The organism is Clostridium sp. MD294, from assembly GCF_000364165.2.
GTDB lineage: Bacteria > Bacillota > Clostridia > Lachnospirales > Anaerotignaceae > Coprocola.
Window position 1 is genome coordinate 1835242 of the sequence record NZ_CP097810.1, and the last position, 19119, is coordinate 1854360.

19 protein-coding genes are annotated in these 19119 nt (G+C 30.5%); 18 read left to right on the forward strand and 1 reads right to left on the reverse strand.

Features of this window, described 5'->3' with window-relative positions; all coding sequences use genetic code 11:
- Positions 1–46 precede the first annotated feature (46 nt).
- The 10 genes from C820_RS09245 to C820_RS09290 all read left to right on the forward strand — a co-directional run bounded on the left by C820_RS09245 (position 47) and on the right by C820_RS09290 (position 8703).
- Positions 47–1234, forward strand: a complete 1188-nt coding sequence (locus C820_RS09245) for a M24 family metallopeptidase (protein WP_242824470.1) — start codon at positions 47–49, stop codon at positions 1232–1234.
- Positions 1235–1357: 123 nt separating this feature from the next.
- Positions 1358–1954 carry a TRAP transporter small permease gene (locus C820_RS09250; protein WP_004034563.1) on the forward strand — a complete coding sequence of 199 codons (597 nt, stop codon included), beginning with the start codon at positions 1358–1360 and terminating at the stop codon, positions 1952–1954.
- Complete coding sequence (locus tag C820_RS09255; protein WP_004034561.1) at positions 1954–3231, forward strand: TRAP transporter large permease; 1278 nt, start codon at positions 1954–1956, stop codon at positions 3229–3231. The genes C820_RS09250 and C820_RS09255 overlap by 1 nt, the downstream gene beginning before the upstream one ends.
- Before the next feature lie 14 nt (positions 3232–3245).
- Positions 3246–4292: a TRAP transporter substrate-binding protein DctP gene (gene dctP, locus C820_RS09260; protein ID WP_004034559.1), complete on the forward strand. Its 1047-nt coding sequence runs from the start codon at positions 3246–3248 to the stop codon at positions 4290–4292.
- A gap of 65 nt (positions 4293–4357) precedes the next feature.
- The gene (locus C820_RS09265) at positions 4358–5269 is read left to right on the forward strand and encodes a DMT family transporter (RefSeq protein ID WP_004034557.1); all 912 of its coding nucleotides are present in this window, start codon (positions 4358–4360) and stop codon (positions 5267–5269) included.
- 379 nt (positions 5270–5648) lie between these two features.
- Positions 5649–5861 carry a 4Fe-4S binding protein gene (locus C820_RS09270; protein WP_004034555.1) on the forward strand — a complete coding sequence of 71 codons (213 nt, stop codon included), beginning with the start codon at positions 5649–5651 and terminating at the stop codon, positions 5859–5861.
- Between the two features lie 15 nt (positions 5862–5876).
- Entirely contained in the window at positions 5877–6929 is a 1053-nt protein-coding gene (gene vorB / locus C820_RS09275; RefSeq protein WP_004034554.1) for a 3-methyl-2-oxobutanoate dehydrogenase subunit VorB, read from the forward strand.
- A gap of 17 nt (positions 6930–6946) precedes the next feature.
- Positions 6947–7702 carry a thiamine pyrophosphate-dependent enzyme gene (locus tag C820_RS09280; RefSeq protein ID WP_004034552.1) on the forward strand — a complete coding sequence of 252 codons (756 nt, stop codon included), beginning with the start codon at positions 6947–6949 and terminating at the stop codon, positions 7700–7702.
- A complete protein-coding gene (locus C820_RS09285) occupies positions 7699–8217 on the forward strand; it encodes a 2-oxoacid:ferredoxin oxidoreductase subunit gamma family protein (RefSeq protein ID WP_004034551.1) in 519 nt (172 codons plus the stop codon). Before C820_RS09280 ends, C820_RS09285 begins: the two co-directional genes overlap by 4 nt.
- A gap of 27 nt (positions 8218–8244) precedes the next feature.
- Positions 8245–8703 carry a hotdog fold domain-containing protein gene (locus C820_RS09290; protein WP_004034549.1) on the forward strand — a complete coding sequence of 153 codons (459 nt, stop codon included), beginning with the start codon at positions 8245–8247 and terminating at the stop codon, positions 8701–8703.
- Positions 8704–8850: 147 nt separating this feature from the next.
- On the opposite strand, the gene C820_RS09295 is transcribed toward C820_RS09290, so the two are convergent.
- The gene (locus C820_RS09295) at positions 8851–9303 is read right to left on the reverse strand and encodes a GNAT family N-acetyltransferase (RefSeq protein ID WP_004034547.1); all 453 of its coding nucleotides are present in this window, start codon (positions 9301–9303) and stop codon (positions 8851–8853) included.
- Between the two features lie 736 nt (positions 9304–10039).
- On the opposite strand from C820_RS09295, the gene C820_RS09300 reads away from it, so the two are divergent.
- The 8 genes from C820_RS09300 (at position 10040) to C820_RS09335 (ending at position 19117) form a co-directional block, all read left to right on the forward strand.
- Positions 10040–11746, forward strand: a complete 1707-nt coding sequence (locus C820_RS09300) for an APC family permease (RefSeq protein ID WP_004034545.1) — start codon at positions 10040–10042, stop codon at positions 11744–11746.
- 73 nt (positions 11747–11819) lie between these two features.
- Positions 11820–13076, forward strand: a complete 1257-nt coding sequence (locus C820_RS09305) for a saccharopine dehydrogenase family protein (RefSeq protein WP_004034544.1) — start codon at positions 11820–11822, stop codon at positions 13074–13076.
- A gap of 71 nt (positions 13077–13147) precedes the next feature.
- Positions 13148–13606: a hotdog fold domain-containing protein gene (locus C820_RS09310; protein ID WP_004034543.1), complete on the forward strand. Its 459-nt coding sequence runs from the start codon at positions 13148–13150 to the stop codon at positions 13604–13606.
- Between the two features lie 118 nt (positions 13607–13724).
- Positions 13725–14720, forward strand: coding sequence for a carbon-nitrogen hydrolase family protein (locus tag C820_RS09315; RefSeq protein WP_051057740.1), 996 nt, complete (start codon positions 13725–13727; stop codon positions 14718–14720).
- 16 nt (positions 14721–14736) lie between these two features.
- Positions 14737–15048: a hypothetical protein gene (locus C820_RS09320; protein WP_004034541.1), complete on the forward strand. Its 312-nt coding sequence runs from the start codon at positions 14737–14739 to the stop codon at positions 15046–15048.
- Between the two features lie 599 nt (positions 15049–15647).
- Positions 15648–17120 (forward strand): hypothetical protein, encoded by a 1473-nt coding sequence (locus C820_RS09325; protein ID WP_004034540.1) that lies wholly within the window; start codon positions 15648–15650, stop codon positions 17118–17120.
- Between the two features lie 123 nt (positions 17121–17243).
- Positions 17244–17873, forward strand: coding sequence for an RNA polymerase sigma factor (locus C820_RS09330; RefSeq protein ID WP_004034539.1), 630 nt, complete (start codon positions 17244–17246; stop codon positions 17871–17873).
- On the forward strand, positions 17870–19117 hold the full coding sequence (locus C820_RS09335) for a zf-HC2 domain-containing protein (RefSeq protein ID WP_004034537.1): 1248 nt from the start codon (positions 17870–17872) through the stop codon (positions 19115–19117). Before C820_RS09330 ends, C820_RS09335 begins: the two co-directional genes overlap by 4 nt.
- The last annotated feature ends 2 nt before the right edge of the window (positions 19118–19119 follow it).

A 19119-nucleotide genomic window follows, 5' to 3' on the forward strand; every position in this document is an offset into this window, starting at 1 on the left:
TAAAAAATACTACAAATTTATATTATATCAGGAAGGGTTGATGATAATGTCAGAAATGTTAATGCCTTTTGAAAAACAAGAATATTTACAAAGATTAGTAAAAGTAAAAAAGAGTATGGCAGATAAGGGTATTGATGTACTTTTAATTTCAGACCCTGCAAATATCTGTTATTTAACAGGTCATAACGCATGGTCATTTTATGTATATCAAATGGCTTTGATTGATATGAATGAAGAAATGCCTTATTTCATTGGCCGATATATGGATGCATTTTGTGGTGTAGTAAAAACAACATGGCTAGATGAAGCTCATGTCAGAGCATACAGTGATGACCACGTACAAAGTTTAACAAAGCACCCTATGGATTATGTTGCAAATGTATTAAAAGAATTAAAATTAGATAAAAAAACAATTGCTGTAGAAATGGATAATTATTGGTTTTCAGCAAAAGCTTATACAAAATTAATTCAAAATTTACCTGATGCGAATATTGTAGATGGTGATTTGCTTGTAAATTGGGTAAGAATTATAAAATCTCCAGCAGAAATAGCACTTCAGAAAAAAGCTGGAAAACTTGCTGAAATTGCAATGCAAGCAGCTGTAGACAATCTTCATGCAGGTGTAAGACAATGTGATGTTGTTGCTGAAATATATAGTGCACATTTAAAAGGTACAAAAGAATTTGGTGGAGATTATCCTGCTATTGTTCCACTTATGCCTTCTGGAGAAACTGCAGGTGCACCTCATCTTACATGGACAGATAAAAAATATGATAATAATACTGTAGTAGCTGTGGAATTAACAGGCTGTTATATGAGATACCATTCTCCTATGGCTAGAACAATTTGTATAGGAAAACCAAAACAAATAGTAATAGATACAGCAAAAATAGCAGTAGAAGGTATCAATGCCGCATTAGAGCAAATTAAACCAGGAAATACTTGTGAACAAGCAGAAGCAGCTTGGAGAAAAGTTCTTTCAAAATATGGTATGGAAAAAGAGTCTAGAATTGGTTATTCTATGGGACTAAATTTCCCTCCAGATTGGGGAGAACATACAGCAAGTTTAAGACCAGGAGATAAAACAGTTTTTCAAACTGGTATGACATTCCATTGTATACCAGGTATGTATTTGGACGATTTTGGGGTATCTATCAGTGAAGCACTTACTGTTACAGAAACAGGTTGTGAAACATTTGCTCATTATCCAAGAAAATTGATTATAAACGACTAATCACCATTTGTATAGCACTGATTTTTGCTATCAGTGCTATATTTAGTATAAAACATAATATTGTGTTTTGTAATTATTTTAAATTGGTATGAACTATAATAAATACAGATGGAGGTGCAGAATATGATTGATAAACTAAATACTATTTTACTGCGAATAGAAGACTTTTTGTTAAGCTATGTCACCGTTGCAATGGCGATATTATTGATTGTAAATGTATTTTTTAGAAGTGTTTTAAATAATAGCCTTAGTTTTGCAGAGGAGCTAGGAGGTTTCTTTCTTGTTACAGTGACATTTTGGGGCATTAGCACCGCAACACGATTTAATAACCATATCAATATGAATGCAATTATTGATAATATGCCATTCAAAATTAGAAAAACAATGACAACAATCATATCATTTTTTACTTGTATTATTACAGCATATCTTGGTTATTTATTTTTATTATATGCACTTGACTCCTTAAAAGTATCAAGAATTTCTACAGCTCTTGAAATTCCTATGGTAATCATTAATATGATATTGGCAATTGGAATTTTTATCACAGCATTGCAGTATTTACTAATGTTTGTAAAAAATATTACAGTAAAAGACGTTATTTATGTTGGTTCACAATCAAAGACAGAAAATGGTGTTGACATTATTTTTGAAGCAGATTTAAAAGAATATAAATCTGAAGAAATGGAAAAGACAACAGAAAGGAGCAGTGATGTATAATGTTATTGATGCTTGTAGTTATCATGTTTGGACTTCTTTTTATAGGGTTTCCTATGTTTATGTCACTGCTAGTAGCTTCTATGGCTGTTATATTAGTATATTTTCCAAATGTAAATCCTATTATACTTTCTCAACAATTAATTAATGGTATTTCGTCCTCTGTTTTATTAGCAGTTCCTATGTTTATTTTTGCAGCAGATATTATGTGTGTTGGTGAAACATCAAAAAGATTACTTAATTTTATAGGTTCTTTTGTTAGACATATTAGTGGTGGTCTTGCCATTACTACAGGTGCAACCTGTACTCTTTTTGGTGCAATTTCTGGTTCTACACAAGCTACTGTTGTTGCTGTAGGTAAGCCTATGAAAAGAGAAATGACAGAAGCAGGTTATAGAGAAGATGATACAGTAGGATTGATTATTAATACAGCAAATATTGCTTTGTTAATTCCTCCAAGTGTTGTTATGATTATGTATTGTGTAGTAACAGGTACTTCTGTTGCAGAGCTTTTTATGGCAGGTATAGGGCCTGGTATTGTTTTATTTCTTCTTTTTGCGATTTATAGTTTTTTTCTGGCAAAAGTAAGACATACTCCAAAACAACAAAAAGCTACATGGAAAGAAAGAGCAGAAGCATTTAAACAGGCATTATTGCCTTTAGGATTTCCAGCGATTATACTGGGCGGTATCTACACAGGTATTTTTTCACCTACAGAGGCAGCAGCAGTTTCTGTTTTATATGCAGCAATTATTGAAGTATTTGTATTTAAAACAATTACTATAAAAGATATTCCAAAAATTGCGAAATCAACTGGTCTTTTAACAGCAACAATATTTATATTGGTTGCATGTGGACAAGCATTTTCATGGGTAATTTCTTATGCACAAATTCCTCAAATGCTTACTGCTTTGATACTTGGAGATACTCCAACAAAAACACAAATTTTAATTGTAGTAACCATATTTTATTTTATAGGTTGTATGTTTGTTGACCAAATGGTTGTTATATTGATACTTACTCCTATATTTTATCCTCTTGCAGTTGCAGCAGGTATAGACCCTATTCATTTAGGATTGATTATTTCTGTTCAGTGTGCAATAGGTTCAGCAACACCTCCTTTCGGGTGCAATATATTTACAGCAAGTGCTATATTTAAAATACCTTATCTGAAAGTAGTGAAGGGAATACCTCCATTTATTATATTACTTGTATTTGCATCTATATTATTTATTGTTTATCCTAGCTCAGCTATGTGGTTTTATCATTTGATATATTAAGGGGGGAAAAGCTTATGATAAAAAAAGTATCATTATTTTTGACAGCTATTTTTTGTATTACTATGCTTTCGAGTTGTTCACAATCTACTTCTGCAAATGCAGAAGATGTTACAATATGGCGTTTATCTCATGAAGAAAGTGCTGGAAGTATGCAGGATATGTATGCTATGAAATTTAAGCAACTCATAGAAGAAAAAAGTAATGGAGAAATTCAAGTAAATGTATATACACTTGGTCAACTAGGGGATAGTGTAGGTGCGGTTGAAATGTTAAGATATGGCGTTGTAGATTTTGCAATTAATAATCCTGCAACAGTAGCAACTATTATTCCAGAAAACCAACTTTTTACACTTCATTTTGTGTTTTCAGATGATAGTGAAGTGAACAGTATCATATTAAATGAGGGAGAAACGGTAAAAGAAATGAATGAACTTTATCAACAAAAAGATATTGTTCCTCTTGGGTGGTTTAATGAAGGATTTCAGGTAATTAGTTCTCAAAAAGAAATCAGAACACCCTCAGATATGAAAGGCATGAAAGTAAGAGTTATGGCTTCTCCTTTGTTATTTGCTTCTTATGCAGCATATGGTGCTAATCCAACATCAGTACCTTATATGGAATGTTACAGTAATCTGCAGCTAAATATGATAGATTCTGTAGTGCAGCCTACGTTTGCTATGGAAGAAATGAAATTTTATGAAGTATCAAAATATCTTAACTATCTTAACCATGAGCTGTTTGTAGGTACATTTTGTTCTAATACTCGTTTCTGGGAAAACTTACCTCAACAACAAAAACAACTTGTAGAAAGCTGTTTGCCTGAATTAGCAGAATATATTGTAAAAGTAGAAGCAGATTATTCAAAATCAAGATTAGAAAAAATCAAACAAAATAGTGACATTATTATAAATGAATTTACAGAAGAAGAAAGAGAAGAATTTAAAAAGTTAAGCAGTGCAGGGCGAGATAAATATATCAGCCTTGTAGGAGAGGAAGGAAAAAGACTCCTTGAGCTTTTATCAAAAGACCTTGAAGCTGCTGAAAAAACAGTAAATGATTAACAAATTTATGGCTCTGTTACATCAATATAACAGAGCTATTTTTACTATTAAATAGGAGGTGCTTTATGAAAAAAATAGGTGTTTTATTTGTAATTATTGCAGCAGTAATGTGGGCAACTTGTGGCGTTTTTATAAAAATATTGACACAATGTGGATTTACAGAAAATGAAATTACATTTGCAAAAGTTGGTATTAGTTTAATATTAATATTTATTTTTATGAAAATGGTAGGAGAAAAAATAGAAAAAATTTGTTCTGTAAAAGATATAGTATTTTTGTTTTTAAGTGGTTCTATAGGTTATTTAATGTATGGTTTGACCTATGCAAAAGCAGTAAGATATATACCAATTAGTGCTGCTGTTGCACTTGTTTATACAGCACCTATTATTGTTATGGTATTTTCTGTATTTCTTTTTCATGAACAGCTTACAGTAAAAAAAATAATTTGTTTTGTTCTTGTTGTATTAGGCTGTTTTTTAGTACAAGAAATTAAAATAGGACAAAGCTTTTCTGTAAAAGGCATTGCGTTAGGAATGACTTCAGGCATATGTTATGCTATTTATACGCTTGCTAATAAATATCTTTTAGAAAAATATAGTGTTTATAGTATTAGTTTTTATAACTTTTTATTTGCTTTTTTAGTAATATTTTTTTTGACAGATAAAACACAAATATTTTATAAAGTATTACATAGTGACATTAAAACTTTAATGTATCTATTATTTTTTGCACTGTTCTGTGGAGGACTGTCACACACACTGTATGTAAAGGCATTGGAATATCTTGAAGCAAGTAAAGCTTCTATTTTTACTATAATAGAACCATTTACAGCATCTATATTAGGTATTATTTTGTTTCATGAAGCCAATTCTATAGCAAAGACATTAGGACTTGCAATGATATTATTTTCACTTATATTACTCAATATAACTATTAAATGTAAAAAAAATTGTAAAAATAATACAGCGTGTCTATAAAGTCGACACGCTAAGTTGAAAACAGGTTTTCGACTTGTTTAAATAGAAGTATAAACAGCTTGTTTCATGGGCTTAAAAGCCTTGAAACTCACTGTTTTCCTCAGGCGGGCAAAGCTCGCCTTGCGGATTAGAATGAGGAGTTGCACTCCCTATACCCCGTGCTTTTTACGACAAAATGAGTTTTTTTGACAGACTGATAATATAATATAACTTTTTATATGAAATAATAGTCCATTTACAATACATTTTTTCATCTTTAGTATGAAAAAGGCGAACTTCCTTTTCGCTATTTGACAATGTTATAATAAATTTGTAAAAAAGAAAAAAACAATATCAATATCATACATAAAAAGTAAATTTACTGTAAGGAGGGATTAATGTGAATAGAGTAACAATAAATCAAGAAATGTGTAAAGAATGTGAGTACTGTATGACATTTTGTCCTAAAAAAACAATACTTGTAAAATCAGAAACCCTAAATAAAATGGGATATTATGCAGTGCAAGCAAAAAATATACAACATTGCATCGCTTGCGGAATATGTGCTTCTGTTTGTCCAGAGGGTGCGATTATGGTAGAAAAAAATGTATAAAGGGGGAACATAAAAATGGGTCAAAAAGTATTTATGCAAGGAAATGAAGCATTTGCAGAAGCTGCTATTCGCTGTGGCTGTAACTATTTTTTTGGGTATCCTATCACACCATCTAGTGAAATACCAGAATATTATGCTAAAAAAGCACCAAAAGAGGGATTAGTATTTGTACAGGCTGAAACAGAAGTATCGGCATTCAATATGGTTGCAGGAGTAGCTGCAACAGGCAAAAGAGGTATGACAGCAACATCTGGGCCAGGATTTTCATTAGGATGTGAAGCTATGAGTTATATGTCAGCTGCGTCACTGCCTGCTGTTATTGTAGATTGTATGCGTCCAGGACCAGCAGATGGAGAAATATTAGGCTCACAAGGTGACTATAATCAATTAACAAAAGGTGGAGGACATGGTGATTATAATACAATTGTTTTAGCACCTTATTCTGTACAAGAATATGCTGATTTTGCAGCACTTTCATTTGAATTAGCAGAGAAATATAGAAATCCAGTAGTTGTAGCAAGTGATGGTACTATTGCAAAATTGATGGAAAATGTGGAATTACCTGAAAAAAATTATGAATTTAAAAGAAGCGATTGGGCTTGTGATGGTATAAATGGCAGAACACACCATAATGACATAACAACTTGTGGTGATGGTCCAGAACAATGGGAACAATTTAATATTGCCTTACAGCAAAAATACAATAATATAAAACAAAAAGAACAAAGATGGGAAGAAATAAATACAGAAGATGCAGATATTATCATTGTTGCATTTGGCTCATTAGCAAGAGTATGTATGGATACAGTAAAAATAGCAAGAGAAAATAGTCTAAAAGTAGGTCTTATTAGACCAATTACATTATGGCCTTTTCCAGAAAAAGCGTTTGAAAAATATGAAGGAACAAATATAAAATTTTTTGTAACAGAATTAAATGCAGGCCAGATGGTAGATGATGTTAAAATTGCAGTGAATGACAAAAAAAGAGTAAAGTTTTATGGAAAATTAGGAGGCATTACGCCAACTCCTATGGAATTATATCAAAAATTATGTGAAATTTATCAATAATAAGGAGGTGATACAATATGAGTATTGTATATAAAAGACCAGAAGTTTTTACAGAAGAGTATATGAAATATTGTGGAGGTTGTGGCCATGGTATTATCAATAGATTGATTGGAGAAATTATAGAAGAAGAACAGTGGAGTAGTAAAACTGTAATTATATGGCCTATTGGTTGTTCTGTTTATGCAGATAAATATTTTAAAGTAGATAGTATTTGTGCATTGCATGGCAGAGCACCTGCAATGGGTACAGGAATAAAACGTTCCTGCCCTGAAAACTTGGTAATTGTGTATCAAGGTGATGGTGATATGGTATCAGAAGGTATGGCAGAAATTATTCATGCAGCAATAAGAGGAGAAAAATTTACAGTAGTATTTGTTAATAATGCTATTTATGGTATGACAGGTGGACAAATGGCTCCTACTACACTTATGGAGCAAGTAACAACTACAACACCTTATGGAAGAAAACAAGAAAATACAGGAAATCCTGTTAATATGGCTGAAATCATAAGTGGACTTGAGGGCTGTTATTATAGTGAAAGAGTTTGTGTTACTTCTCCTGCAAATATACAAAAGACAAAAAAAGCAATTAAAAAAGCATTTCAATATCAAATGCAATTAAAAGGACTTAGCTTTATAGAAATACTTTCTCCTTGTCCAACAGGGTGGAAAATGAAGCCAACAGATGCTTTAGAACATATTAACGATATTGTAGTAAAACAATATCCCCTTAAAGTGTTTAAAGATTTGGGAGAGGAGGAAAAACAGTCATGAAAAGTGAATTAATACTTTCTGGAATTGGCGGACAAGGAACGATATTAATGGGAAAAATGGTTTGCACTGCTGCTGCCCAAAAAGGTTATTATGTAACACTTTCTCCTGCTTATGGTCAAGAAAAAAGAGGAGGAAGAGCAAGCTGCCAAATTGCTATTTCTGAAGAAATGGGTTCTATGATATTGTCAAAAGCAGATACGATATTAGTAATGGACGAAAAAAGTTTGAAGGATTATGAAAATAAGGTAAAATCTGGAGGAACATTAATTATTAATCATTCTATGATAACAACAGATACACAAAGAAAAGACATTGATGTGATAAAAATACCTTTTACAGAAATTGCAACAGAAGTTGCAACAGTAAAAAGTGCAAATATGGTTGCATTAGGTGCGGTATTAAAAACACTTACTGTTGTTACATTAGATGATATAAAAGAAGTCATAAAAATGAAAATGAAGCCAGCATTGATAGAACAAAATATAAAAGCATTAGAAGCTGGATTTCATTTTTAAAATAATATACTAAAGGAGGAAAATAATATGATAGGTAAAAAAGTAGTACATCATTTAATGATGAGTGCAAAAGATGCACATTATGTAGGCGGTTTAGTAAATGGAGCAAGAATAGTTGACCAATGGGGCGATGTTGGTACGGAGCTTATGGTTTATGTAGATGGTGACATCAGCTTATTCTTAGGTTATGAGAAAGTAGAATTTTTAGCACCTGTATATGTAGGTGACTTCATGGAATATCATGGCTGGATTGAAAAAGTAGGAAATCAATCTTATACTTGTAAATTTGAAGCATGGAAAGTTGCTACACAATTAGATAGAACAGATGCAGATTTAAGTGGTGTAGCAACACCTGGCACAGCAGCAACAGCTTGTGAACCTCCAGTATTGTGTGGTAGAGCAACAGGAAGCTTGTTTATTGCGAAAAAAGACCAAAGAGGTCCTCAGGAGTCTTCTTTCATGGATAGAAAACACCCAGGAGAATAATCACTTTATTTATTGAAAAAATAAATAAAATTAGAAATTTGAATAATATAAAGTATGAAATGATATTAAAATAATAGTTTTATAAAAACCTTACTGATTTTAAAAAAAATGGGAAATTAGTAAGGTTTTTAAATTATTTTGTATGGTTTAAAAAACATCATAGACCATTATTTTTTCGCCTTTTGTATCAAATTTTCCATTAAAATAAAAACCTATTTCTTTATAAATATGAATAGCAGTTTTATTTATGTCATATACACTTAAATGAATTTTTTTACAATGATATTCTTTTGTTATTTTTTGAATTAAAGCAGATATAGCGATTTTTCCATATCCTTTTTTTTGATATTTTTTGTCAATTAAAAAGCGGTCTAACCAAAGCTCACCACAATTTGAAAGTTCATCAAAATATCCATACATAGCAAACCCAATTAAATTACATTCATCATAAATAGCAACAGGTTTCCATTGAGGAACTTCATCAGCTTCTTTTAAACAATCTATTGTACTTTCTATAAAATTGACCTGCTCTGGAAATAGACATAAATTTTCTACAGATTGTCTGTTTTTTGGTGTAATTGCTTCAAAATGTATGTTCATTTTTAACTCCTTCGTTATAAAAAAATGTAAATATTAATATCAATACAATTATTGTATCGTCAATAATTATTTTTCATTAATATATAAATAAGAAATAGGAAATAATAAATATAAAAATACAATATACAATATTATTCAAAATAAATAATAAATATGATATTATGATTTTAATATTTCATATGAATATATATTGTATTTGTGTTAAAAGGATAATTTTATGGATATTATGGTGAAAATATATAATATTATAAAAGAGTTTTTGTGCAAAAATACTGTTGTTTTTATACTTGTTATTGTATTATAATAAATACAATGAATGGATAGAGAATTAGTGAAATAGAAATCAACATAAATTAAAAATGTAAACCGTATGATAACAGTCTGAAACATTCTTTATATAAAGAAGACCGAAGCGGAAAGCTAAAGTACTAACATCACTTTAGTGAAACTGACAGGTAAAGCAAATGACTGTTTGACGGAACCTTGGAAAGACTATCTTAGAGATAGAGCCAATGAGGCAATAACCAACTGGCAAAAAGACAGGGAAAGTTTATTATGTTAATAATAGATTTTCCCTGTCTTTTTATATACTTTTTTGATATTGCTGATAAATACTTATGAAAAAATGAAGTAAATGAAATAATTACCTTTTTAACAAAGGTTAGCTGCAGCAAAACCTTTTGATGATATAGAAATAAATATGTTTTGTAATATTAGAGTCGAAAGGGGGAAACTTATGAGTCAGAAGAGTATAGAAGAATTAAAAAAATCTAAAATGTCAATGATAGGTGTTGTTGCACTAATATTTTCATTTGTTGCAGCAGGTGCTTTTGGTATTGAAGAAGCCATTGCAGCAAGTGGTCCAGGTGTTACAATAGCAATGTTGATTATTTTCCCGTTTATATGGTCGTTTCCTATTTGTGAAATGGTAGGAGAATTAGGTTCTATATTTCCTACAGAAGGCGGCGTTTATTCTTGGGGGAGGGAAGCCTTTGGCGAATTTTGGGGCTGGCAGGTAGGCTTGTGGTCAGCAATTACAACATGGCTGTGTCAAGCAGAGTATTGTGCATTGGTTGCAGGCTATGCCGCTAAATTAGTTGATCTTTCTCCTATGGCAAGTTATGTTGTAAAAATAGGCGTAGTTGTTATATTTACTATTGTTAATATTATTGGTTTAGATTGGCTTGAAAGATTAGAAACATTTTTTATTGTACTTGTAGTTGCAGCATTTACAGCAGTAGCGGTAGTTGGTTTTATGAATTGGAATATCAATCCAATACAACCATTTTTTAATCCAGAAGAAGGTTTATTCCATTCTGTAGGAGAAGGTGTTGCAATTATTATATGGATGTATATGGGTTATGAATGTATGTCAAATATGGCAGGAGAAATGGATAATCCTCAAATTATACCAAAAGCTATGAGATTATCTCAACCTATTATTGCATTATCATATATTCTTCCTACATTGGCAGCATTAGCAGCGATTGGTTCATGGAATGCTTGGTCTATTGAGTCAGGCGGCGGTGCTGTTGGTTATGCAGATGTATTGATACAACACGTTGGTACATGGGCAGGCGTACTTTTTATTATTGTAGCGATTATTTCAAATTGTTCTATTTTTTGTTCTTACATAGCACACGGTTCTAGAGCATTTTTTGTTATGGCAGATGACCATATGTTTCCACCAATTATGAAGAAAGTAGACAAAAGAGGAATTCCTACAGTGTCTATTATACTGTTGGCAATTTTTACAATTATTACTTGTCAATTTGATTTTACAACGCTTGTTATGGCAACAAATCCAATACAATTATATTTGTATTTAATGTTAGTTGCTTGTGTATTGAAAATCAGAAAATTGTATCCAGTGGAAGCAAGGAAAAAAATGGGTCTTACAGTTATGCCAGGCGGAAAACTAGGTTTATGGTTTTTGTCAGCTTGTGTAATACTTGTTAGTTTATTTGCAATATATGTAAATGGAACAGATTATTTTGTAACAGGATTTATTGTTATTATAGGTGGTTTAATATCCTATGTACTTTGTAAATGGGTTTATAAAGGTAGGGTATTAGATGAACCAGAACTTTATCCTCTTAATCCAAAAACGAAATTAGATTTAGGGGATTTGATAAATATGGGAGTTTATATGATACTTTCTGGTGCGTTGTCTGTTGGAGCAGCTTTATTCTTTAGATTTTATGAAGGAGAATATGGAGCAGAATACTATTTAGAAGAATATGAAAGTGGACTTTTTAGTAATTTTGATGGAATGGTTCAAGTATGTCTTATAATTGGTATTATATTGCTTGTAGTAGGTGCAATTATGACATATATAGGCAAAAAAACAGAACAACCAAAATTGAAAGAGTTAGAAGAAGGAAGAAAACAGCATCTTGATAAAATGATAGAAGAATTTCATGGTGCTGTACCTAGAGAATAACTATGTAATATAATATCGAAAAATTTCAATAACAAATAATATAACAATAATGATATAATAAGGAGGAATTTGTATGAAAAAAGTAATGGTATGTGGTTGTGGTGCACAAGGTTCAACAATTTGTAGAAAATTAGATGAAGAACCTAATATACAAGAAATAATCTGTGCAGACTATAGTCTAGCAGCAGCAGAAGCAGTATGTAAATTGATGAAAAAGGGTACACCAAAACAAGTAGATGCGTCAAGTATTGATGCTATTGTAGAAGCAGCACAGGGCTGTGAATTAATTGTAAATGTTATGCCTTTAGACTTTGGTATTAATGTATTAGAAGCAGCTATTCGTGTAAAAGCAAATTATCAAGACCTTGCAGCGTGTGAAAATATTGCTGACTGCCCAGACCCTAGAGATAGTTGGTTAGAAGGCATTAAAATAATGTATAATGATTATGGTAAAAGGTTCGCTGAAAATGGCACAACAGCAATTATTGGAACAGGTTCTGCACCTGGTGTAATGTGCGTTATGGCAAGAAAAGCAGTAAATGAATTAGACGAATGTGATACAATAAATATGATGGTTTATGAAGGCGTAGAGTCTAAAAGATTTTTACCTTATTGGTGGTCACCATTGGTTGCTTTAAGTGACATGGCAGAAGATGCTTATGCTTTTGAAAACTGTGAACAAATTAGAACAACACCTTTTAGCAGACCAGTAAAAAGAACATGGCCTGAAATGGGAAATAAAGAAGTTGTTTTAGTAGAACACGCACATGATGAGCCTGTTTATGTTGGATTTAATAGAGAAAAATATTTTAAAAATTGTAAAAATGCTTATTTTAAATATGGCGGAGTAGGTATTCGTTTTGCAGAACCACTTTATAGAGCTGGTTTACTTTCTTATGAAGAAGAAGAAATTAATGGCAGAAAAGTTGTACCATTTGATGTTATATTAAAACATACACCTGCTGCACCAAAAGACCCAGAAGTAATTAAAGAAATTATTGATGAAGGTTTAATTTCAGATGAAGGTGCATTTGTTTGTGAAGCATATGGTCAAAAAGATGGTAAAAATATTATGGTAGATTTGCACGTATTTGCTCCAGGATTAGTAGAAGCATATGATAAAGCAAAAATGTCTGGAGAAATGTATTTAACAGGACAAGGAGCATTTTTGTTTACAAAACTGTTTGTAAATGATAAAATTACACAAACAGGTTTAATTTCTTCTGATATGTTAAATGATGAACAAGTAGAACAATATTTGAAATGGGCAGAAGAATTAGACATTACATATCAAATTGATATTAAAGAAAATGTTGTTTGTGAAGATTGATATGAAGCGAAATTATTCGCTAAATATAGAATGTAACAATGTAGTAATATACTTAAAGGAGGAAAAATAATATGGTAGGTAAAAAGGTAGTACATCATTTAATGATGAGCGCAAAAGATGCACATTATGTAGGTGGTTTAGTAAATGGAGCAAGAATAGTTGACCAATGGGGCGACGTTGGAACAGAGCTTATGGTTTATGTAGATGGTGACATCAGTTTATTCTTGGGCTATGAGAAAGTAGAATTTTTAGCACCTGTATATGTAGGTGACTTCATGGAATACCATGGTTGGATTGAAAAAGTAGGAAATCAATCTTATACTTGTAAATTTGAAGCATGGAAAGTTGCTACACAATTAGATAGAACAGATGCAGATTTAAGTGGCGTAGCAACACCTGGCACAGCAGCAACAGCTTGTGAACCTCCAGTATTGTGTGGTAGAGCAACAGGAAGCTTGTTTATTGCGAAAAAAGACCAAAGAGGTCCTCAGGAGTCTTCTTTCATGGACAGAAAACACCCAGGAGAATAATAAAAAGTACACTTTGCTGTTAAAGTCTTAAAATAACTCATTATTTTAGATATGTAATATAGACGAACGGATTGATTTCGTTCGTCTTTTTACAGTGAAAGGGTGTGAAAAAAATACTATGGGAAGGTTTTTAAATGTTGGTATTATACAGATGCCTATAAGTGAATATACTTCTGAGAATTTAGAATATATTGAAAAAAGTGTAGCTTCTTTAATGAGTGGATTTCGTACACCGGAGTTAATTGTTGGAGTAGAAAGTATTTCTTCTTTTACACCAGAATATATACCTGGTAGCATTACGGAATATTTTGGAAAAATAGCAAAAAAATATGGTATTTATTTCATACCTGGTACACTTTGCGAAAAGAGTGAAGAACTGCCAGAAGGAAAATATTATAATACTGCACCTATATTTAATCCCAAAGGAGAACTGATAGATAGTTATAGAAAAATGGTACCTTGGAGGCCTGTAGAGGATATGGTAGAGCCAGGAAATAGATATGTAGTATTTGACATTCCAGAAAAACAAACAAAAATAGGCGTACAAATTTGTTATGATTTGAATTTTCCTGAAATATCCAGAAATGAAACACTTATGGGAGCAGAAGTGCTTGTAAAACTGACACTTGACCCACAGGAATTATATTTACTAAATAGACCTATTCATTTTGCAAGGGCATTAGAAAATCAAGCTTTTTTAGTTTCTACAAATGCTGTAGGATTTCATCATAGTACCCATTTGTATGGTCATTCTATGGTAATTGACCCACAAGGAAATTTACTTTGGGAGGCAGGAGAAACACAATCTGTTGCTGTTATTACATTAGATTTAGATTTAGTAGAAAAATGTAGAGTATATGGAACAATGGGCATAGAACATTATATACAACATATAAGAGATTATGATTTGCCTATGCCATTTACAGGACATATAGAACAAGCACCTTTATTTCAAACATTGACGAAAGTTCCAAAAACATTAAAAGAATATCAGAAACAAATGAAAACAGAAGGAATTTCAGAAATAGGAAAACAAATAGAACAACAGCCAGATATTTTAAATATACAACAAGAATTAAATGATTTTATGGAAAAAAGAAAAAATATGATATAAGAAAGGAAATAAAAATATGTCTGATAACTTAGAAAAAAAAGAATATGTCATTTCTAAAATTAAACAAATTATAAAAGATGAAAAATTTAAAATAGATGCCTTTTTTTTCTGTGGATTTCCAGGAGGAACACCAAATGAAAAATTAAAAAAGGCTTGTGAAAAATATTTAGAAACAGTAGAAAATGAAAAACCAGATGATGCTGTAACACAACAACTTATAGCAGAATTAGAAGCAGCTACACAATTACTCCATACTGAAAAAGCAGGTACATTAGTAAATAATGTGTCAGATGTAAAAGAAGTGCTTGATAATAAACAATATTTATAATTTTTAAATAAATAATATAATAATAGTCCTTTAATAGAATAAATATTCTTTTAAGGGACTTTTATATATTACTTTAAATAAACAAGTATATTGAAATAATATCGGAATGAAAAGAATATTGATAATAAACCACTATATAATGTGAAAATTATCAAATAGTATACTTTTTGAAAGGATTTTTGATACTTCTAAAAAATACATTTATTATAAATTTTATGTTTATACTATAACACAATTTATTTAAAATGTCCAAGAGAATTTTTAAAAAATTTACAAAAAGTGAAGAAAAATTATTTTTCCAAAAAGTATACTTTTTGGTATAAGTTGTATTTTTATTATTGCATAAACAGAGAAAGAAAAAATTTCTATTACAAAATGATAAAATTAAAGTAAAATTTATAATGATTAAAACAACAAGTTTTAATAAATACAGTTACTCTATTTTAAGTATTAAGTTTTATTAAAATAGTAACGATATAAAGAATATAAATGCAATATAATTTTAATTTATTTTAAATAAAGAAAATTTTTATAAATAATATAGTGTAATGATAATGATATTAGTACAGACAAAATAAAAGCAAATAGGGGGAAAAGATATGTTTATAGGAAAAATGGGATTTCAACAAAATATAAAAAATATGCAAACAAATTTTTTATTAAATCAACAAAAATCTACTTCTAAACTGCACCAGATTGTAAATCAGAGCAAAGTAAGAGAAGTAAAAAATACAGATACTTTTACACGTTCATCAAAAAGTAATATAATATATTCAGAAACATATAAGGGAGTAAATAGGTTGACACCTCTTACAAAAGAACCTATTACATATAGCGAAATAGACCCAGAAAGAGTATTGAATTTGGACAAAACATTCTCAGGATTACAAGACCAATATAATTATTCAGAAGAAGATGCTTTAATGTATCAATATTACAAAAAAAATTGCTATCACGATTGGGGTTTTACATCAGATAAATATGTAATAGATAGTAGTGCTACAGAAGAAGAAATTAAAAATTACACTATGAAAATAGTAGAAGTTGGTATGAACCAATTTAGTAGAGCAGAATTAAAAGAAACAATAACAAAAGAAGAATTGGAAAATTTTAGAAAGGAATTAGTAGAAAATGGTGTGAGTGATGATATTGACTGGTGGGAAGTACGCAGTGATAGAGTATCTATGCAAATAGGTTCTGGGGCTGCTTCTGAATTAGAGAACTATATGGACTATATGTGTGCTCGTTATGCAGTATTGAAAGATCGTATTGAAACACAATACACAGGAGAAGAAAAAGAGAAAAATATGCAAATTCTTAATGAAATATATAATGATGATAGAAATAACTTAATTAATTCTTATTCTAAAGATGTCAGCGATTTTTTTGAAAGTTTAGGGCATACTGGTGTTGTAGAAGATATAAAAGATAGTTTAAATAGTATTTTAGACCAAAAAGTAGCAGAATATGAAAATTATATTGCTCAAAATGAAAATTATGCTTGTATTTCAAATGAAGAAGATACATGGCTATATAAAGATAGTTCTTTTATGACAGCACAGCTTCTCAAAAATGTAAGGGCTTCTAAAGGTATTACAAATGATGTTTCAGACGTTCAAAGAGAAAATTATACAAACAGTTGGTCGGATATTGATTTTTCTGAACGTTTAAAATATAATTTAGAAGGAAATGTGACTGGTGAAAAAGGAGAATATTCTGATAGTGTTTATTCTTTGGAAGATTTGAAATTTGCAGGAATTTATGTAGATACTATGGAAAACTATATTAGAGAAACAGCTTCTTATTCAGGCTATAGAAATAAAGATGATGAAGATATAGGTAAAAAATTTGCACAACAGTTTACTGAAATAAAAAAGATTTCTTATCGTTTGCATATTAGCCAAAATTTAAGACAGGCAATAGAAAAAACATATGAACCTTTTTTAAATAAATATATAGATAAAATAAATGAAGGTATTGAAAAAAACAGACAAAATCCAATATATGGAGAAAGATTAAACGATATTAATAGAGATGTTGTTTTTGGAACTTTTCATAAAGAAATTGCTTAAAAAATAAATTGCCGCTTAGAGAAGCGGCTTTTTTTGTTATTTTTTTTTGTTTTTAGGTGCAAAGTAGCATATTTTTTGTTATAGTTTTGTGAGAGGGAAAATAAAAATAAAAGGGGCGAAACTATGGAGGAGAAAAAAGAACAACCCGAATGGCTGAGTGCAGCAAAACAAAATGATAAAAAAGCATGGGAAAAATTAGTAACAGAAAATGAAAATTTAGTATACCATGTAGCATATCGCATGATGCAAAATGAAGAAGAAGCAAAAGATATTTCGCAAGAAATTTTTATAAAAATATATAGAAATTTACAAAAGTTTGATGAAAAATCTACATTTTCTACATGGATATATCGCATTGCAGTAAATACTTGTATTGATGCTCTAAGAAAAAAGAAAGGAAAAGATACTGTTTCTTGGGAGGAAAAAACACAATATCAAAAAGAAACTATAACAGATACAACAATAAAAACACCTGAAGAAACTTATTTACAAAAAGAAAAACAAGTGCAAATAATGGATATGATACAAAATTTGTCACCAGAATATAGGGCAGTATTGTTAATGAGGGATATGGAAAATATGACATATGGAGAAATTGCAGAGTGTTTGTCTATTTCTTTGGGAACAGTAAAATCACGTATTGCAAGAGCAAGAGAACAATTTAAAAAAGAATTTTTAGCTAAAAGGGAACTTTTAGTAAAAAAACCTCGTCAAATAAATAAAGTAAGTAAGAAAGGAGGGGATACTATATGAAATGTGAAAATAGAGAAGAAAAAATTTCTCTTTATATAGACAGGCAGCTAGACTGGAAAGAAGAAAAAGAATTTTTGAAACATATCAAACAATGTCCAGAATGTAAAAAAGCATTGCAACAAGCACAACAATTAAGACAGATGCTTTTAGAAATGCCTATGGAAAAAGTACCGCAAGGACTCCATCAAAACATTATGGAAGCAATCAACAAAGAAATGGAAACGAAAGCAAAAACAAAAGTATCCCCTCTGAAAAAAACAAAAAATATTGCTTGGCAAAAATATGTTGCAGTTGCTGCCTCTTTTTTGGTATTGGCAGGAGTATCAAAAGTATATTTCCATAATAAAACAGATGTTGCAGAAAATGCACAAACGGCAGAAATTGCTTCTATACAGTTACAACAAGCAAATGTAGAGCAAACAGAAGTAGAACAACAGCAAATATCACCAACTATTACACAAACAAGAAGTGTAAAAGCACCTGAAACAGCAAAAGCATTGCCAGCGACACCTGCTTTAACAGCAGCAGGAAGTACAGAAGATGATGTAAAAGATGTGGAAGGAGGAGAAGAACAACAAGTAGCAAAAGAACAAATAACACAACAACAAAAGGAAACTACACAACAAAAAGAAATATTACAACAATACGATGAAAATGATAATGGTAATGAACTACAACATACACAGCAAGACATTATGATACAACCTATGTCAGCAGGAGAAGATAAAGAAGATAAAGAAGATAAAAAAGAAAAAATGTCTACTGAAAGTGATGAAACAGAAAGTATAGAAGATGCTATAACAAATACCGTTAGAAAAAGTGTTCCAGCAAATATGAAATCAAAGTCATTGCAAATTAGTTTGAAGTCAAAAAATGAACAAAAAATAGCACAAGATGTAGAAAAAAGAACAAAATCATTAAAGGGAGAAATAGAAACACACTATGCAGAAAATAGTATGACAGTAAAAATACCTATTTCAGAATATAATGATATTGTAAATTGGTTAGGACAACAATGTGAAATAATAAATAAAAATGAAATTGTAGAAGATTTAGGAAAACAATACAAAGAAATACAACAACAATTAGAGCAAGCGAAACAAATAGAAAAACAAGCTACACAAAAAGAACAGCCTAGAAAGGCACAAGAGGCAAGAAAAACACAAAAAGAATGTGAAAAAGCATTAGAAGAATTACAAAAAACAGCAGATTTTGCTACAATTCATATTACATTTGTAGAATAAAG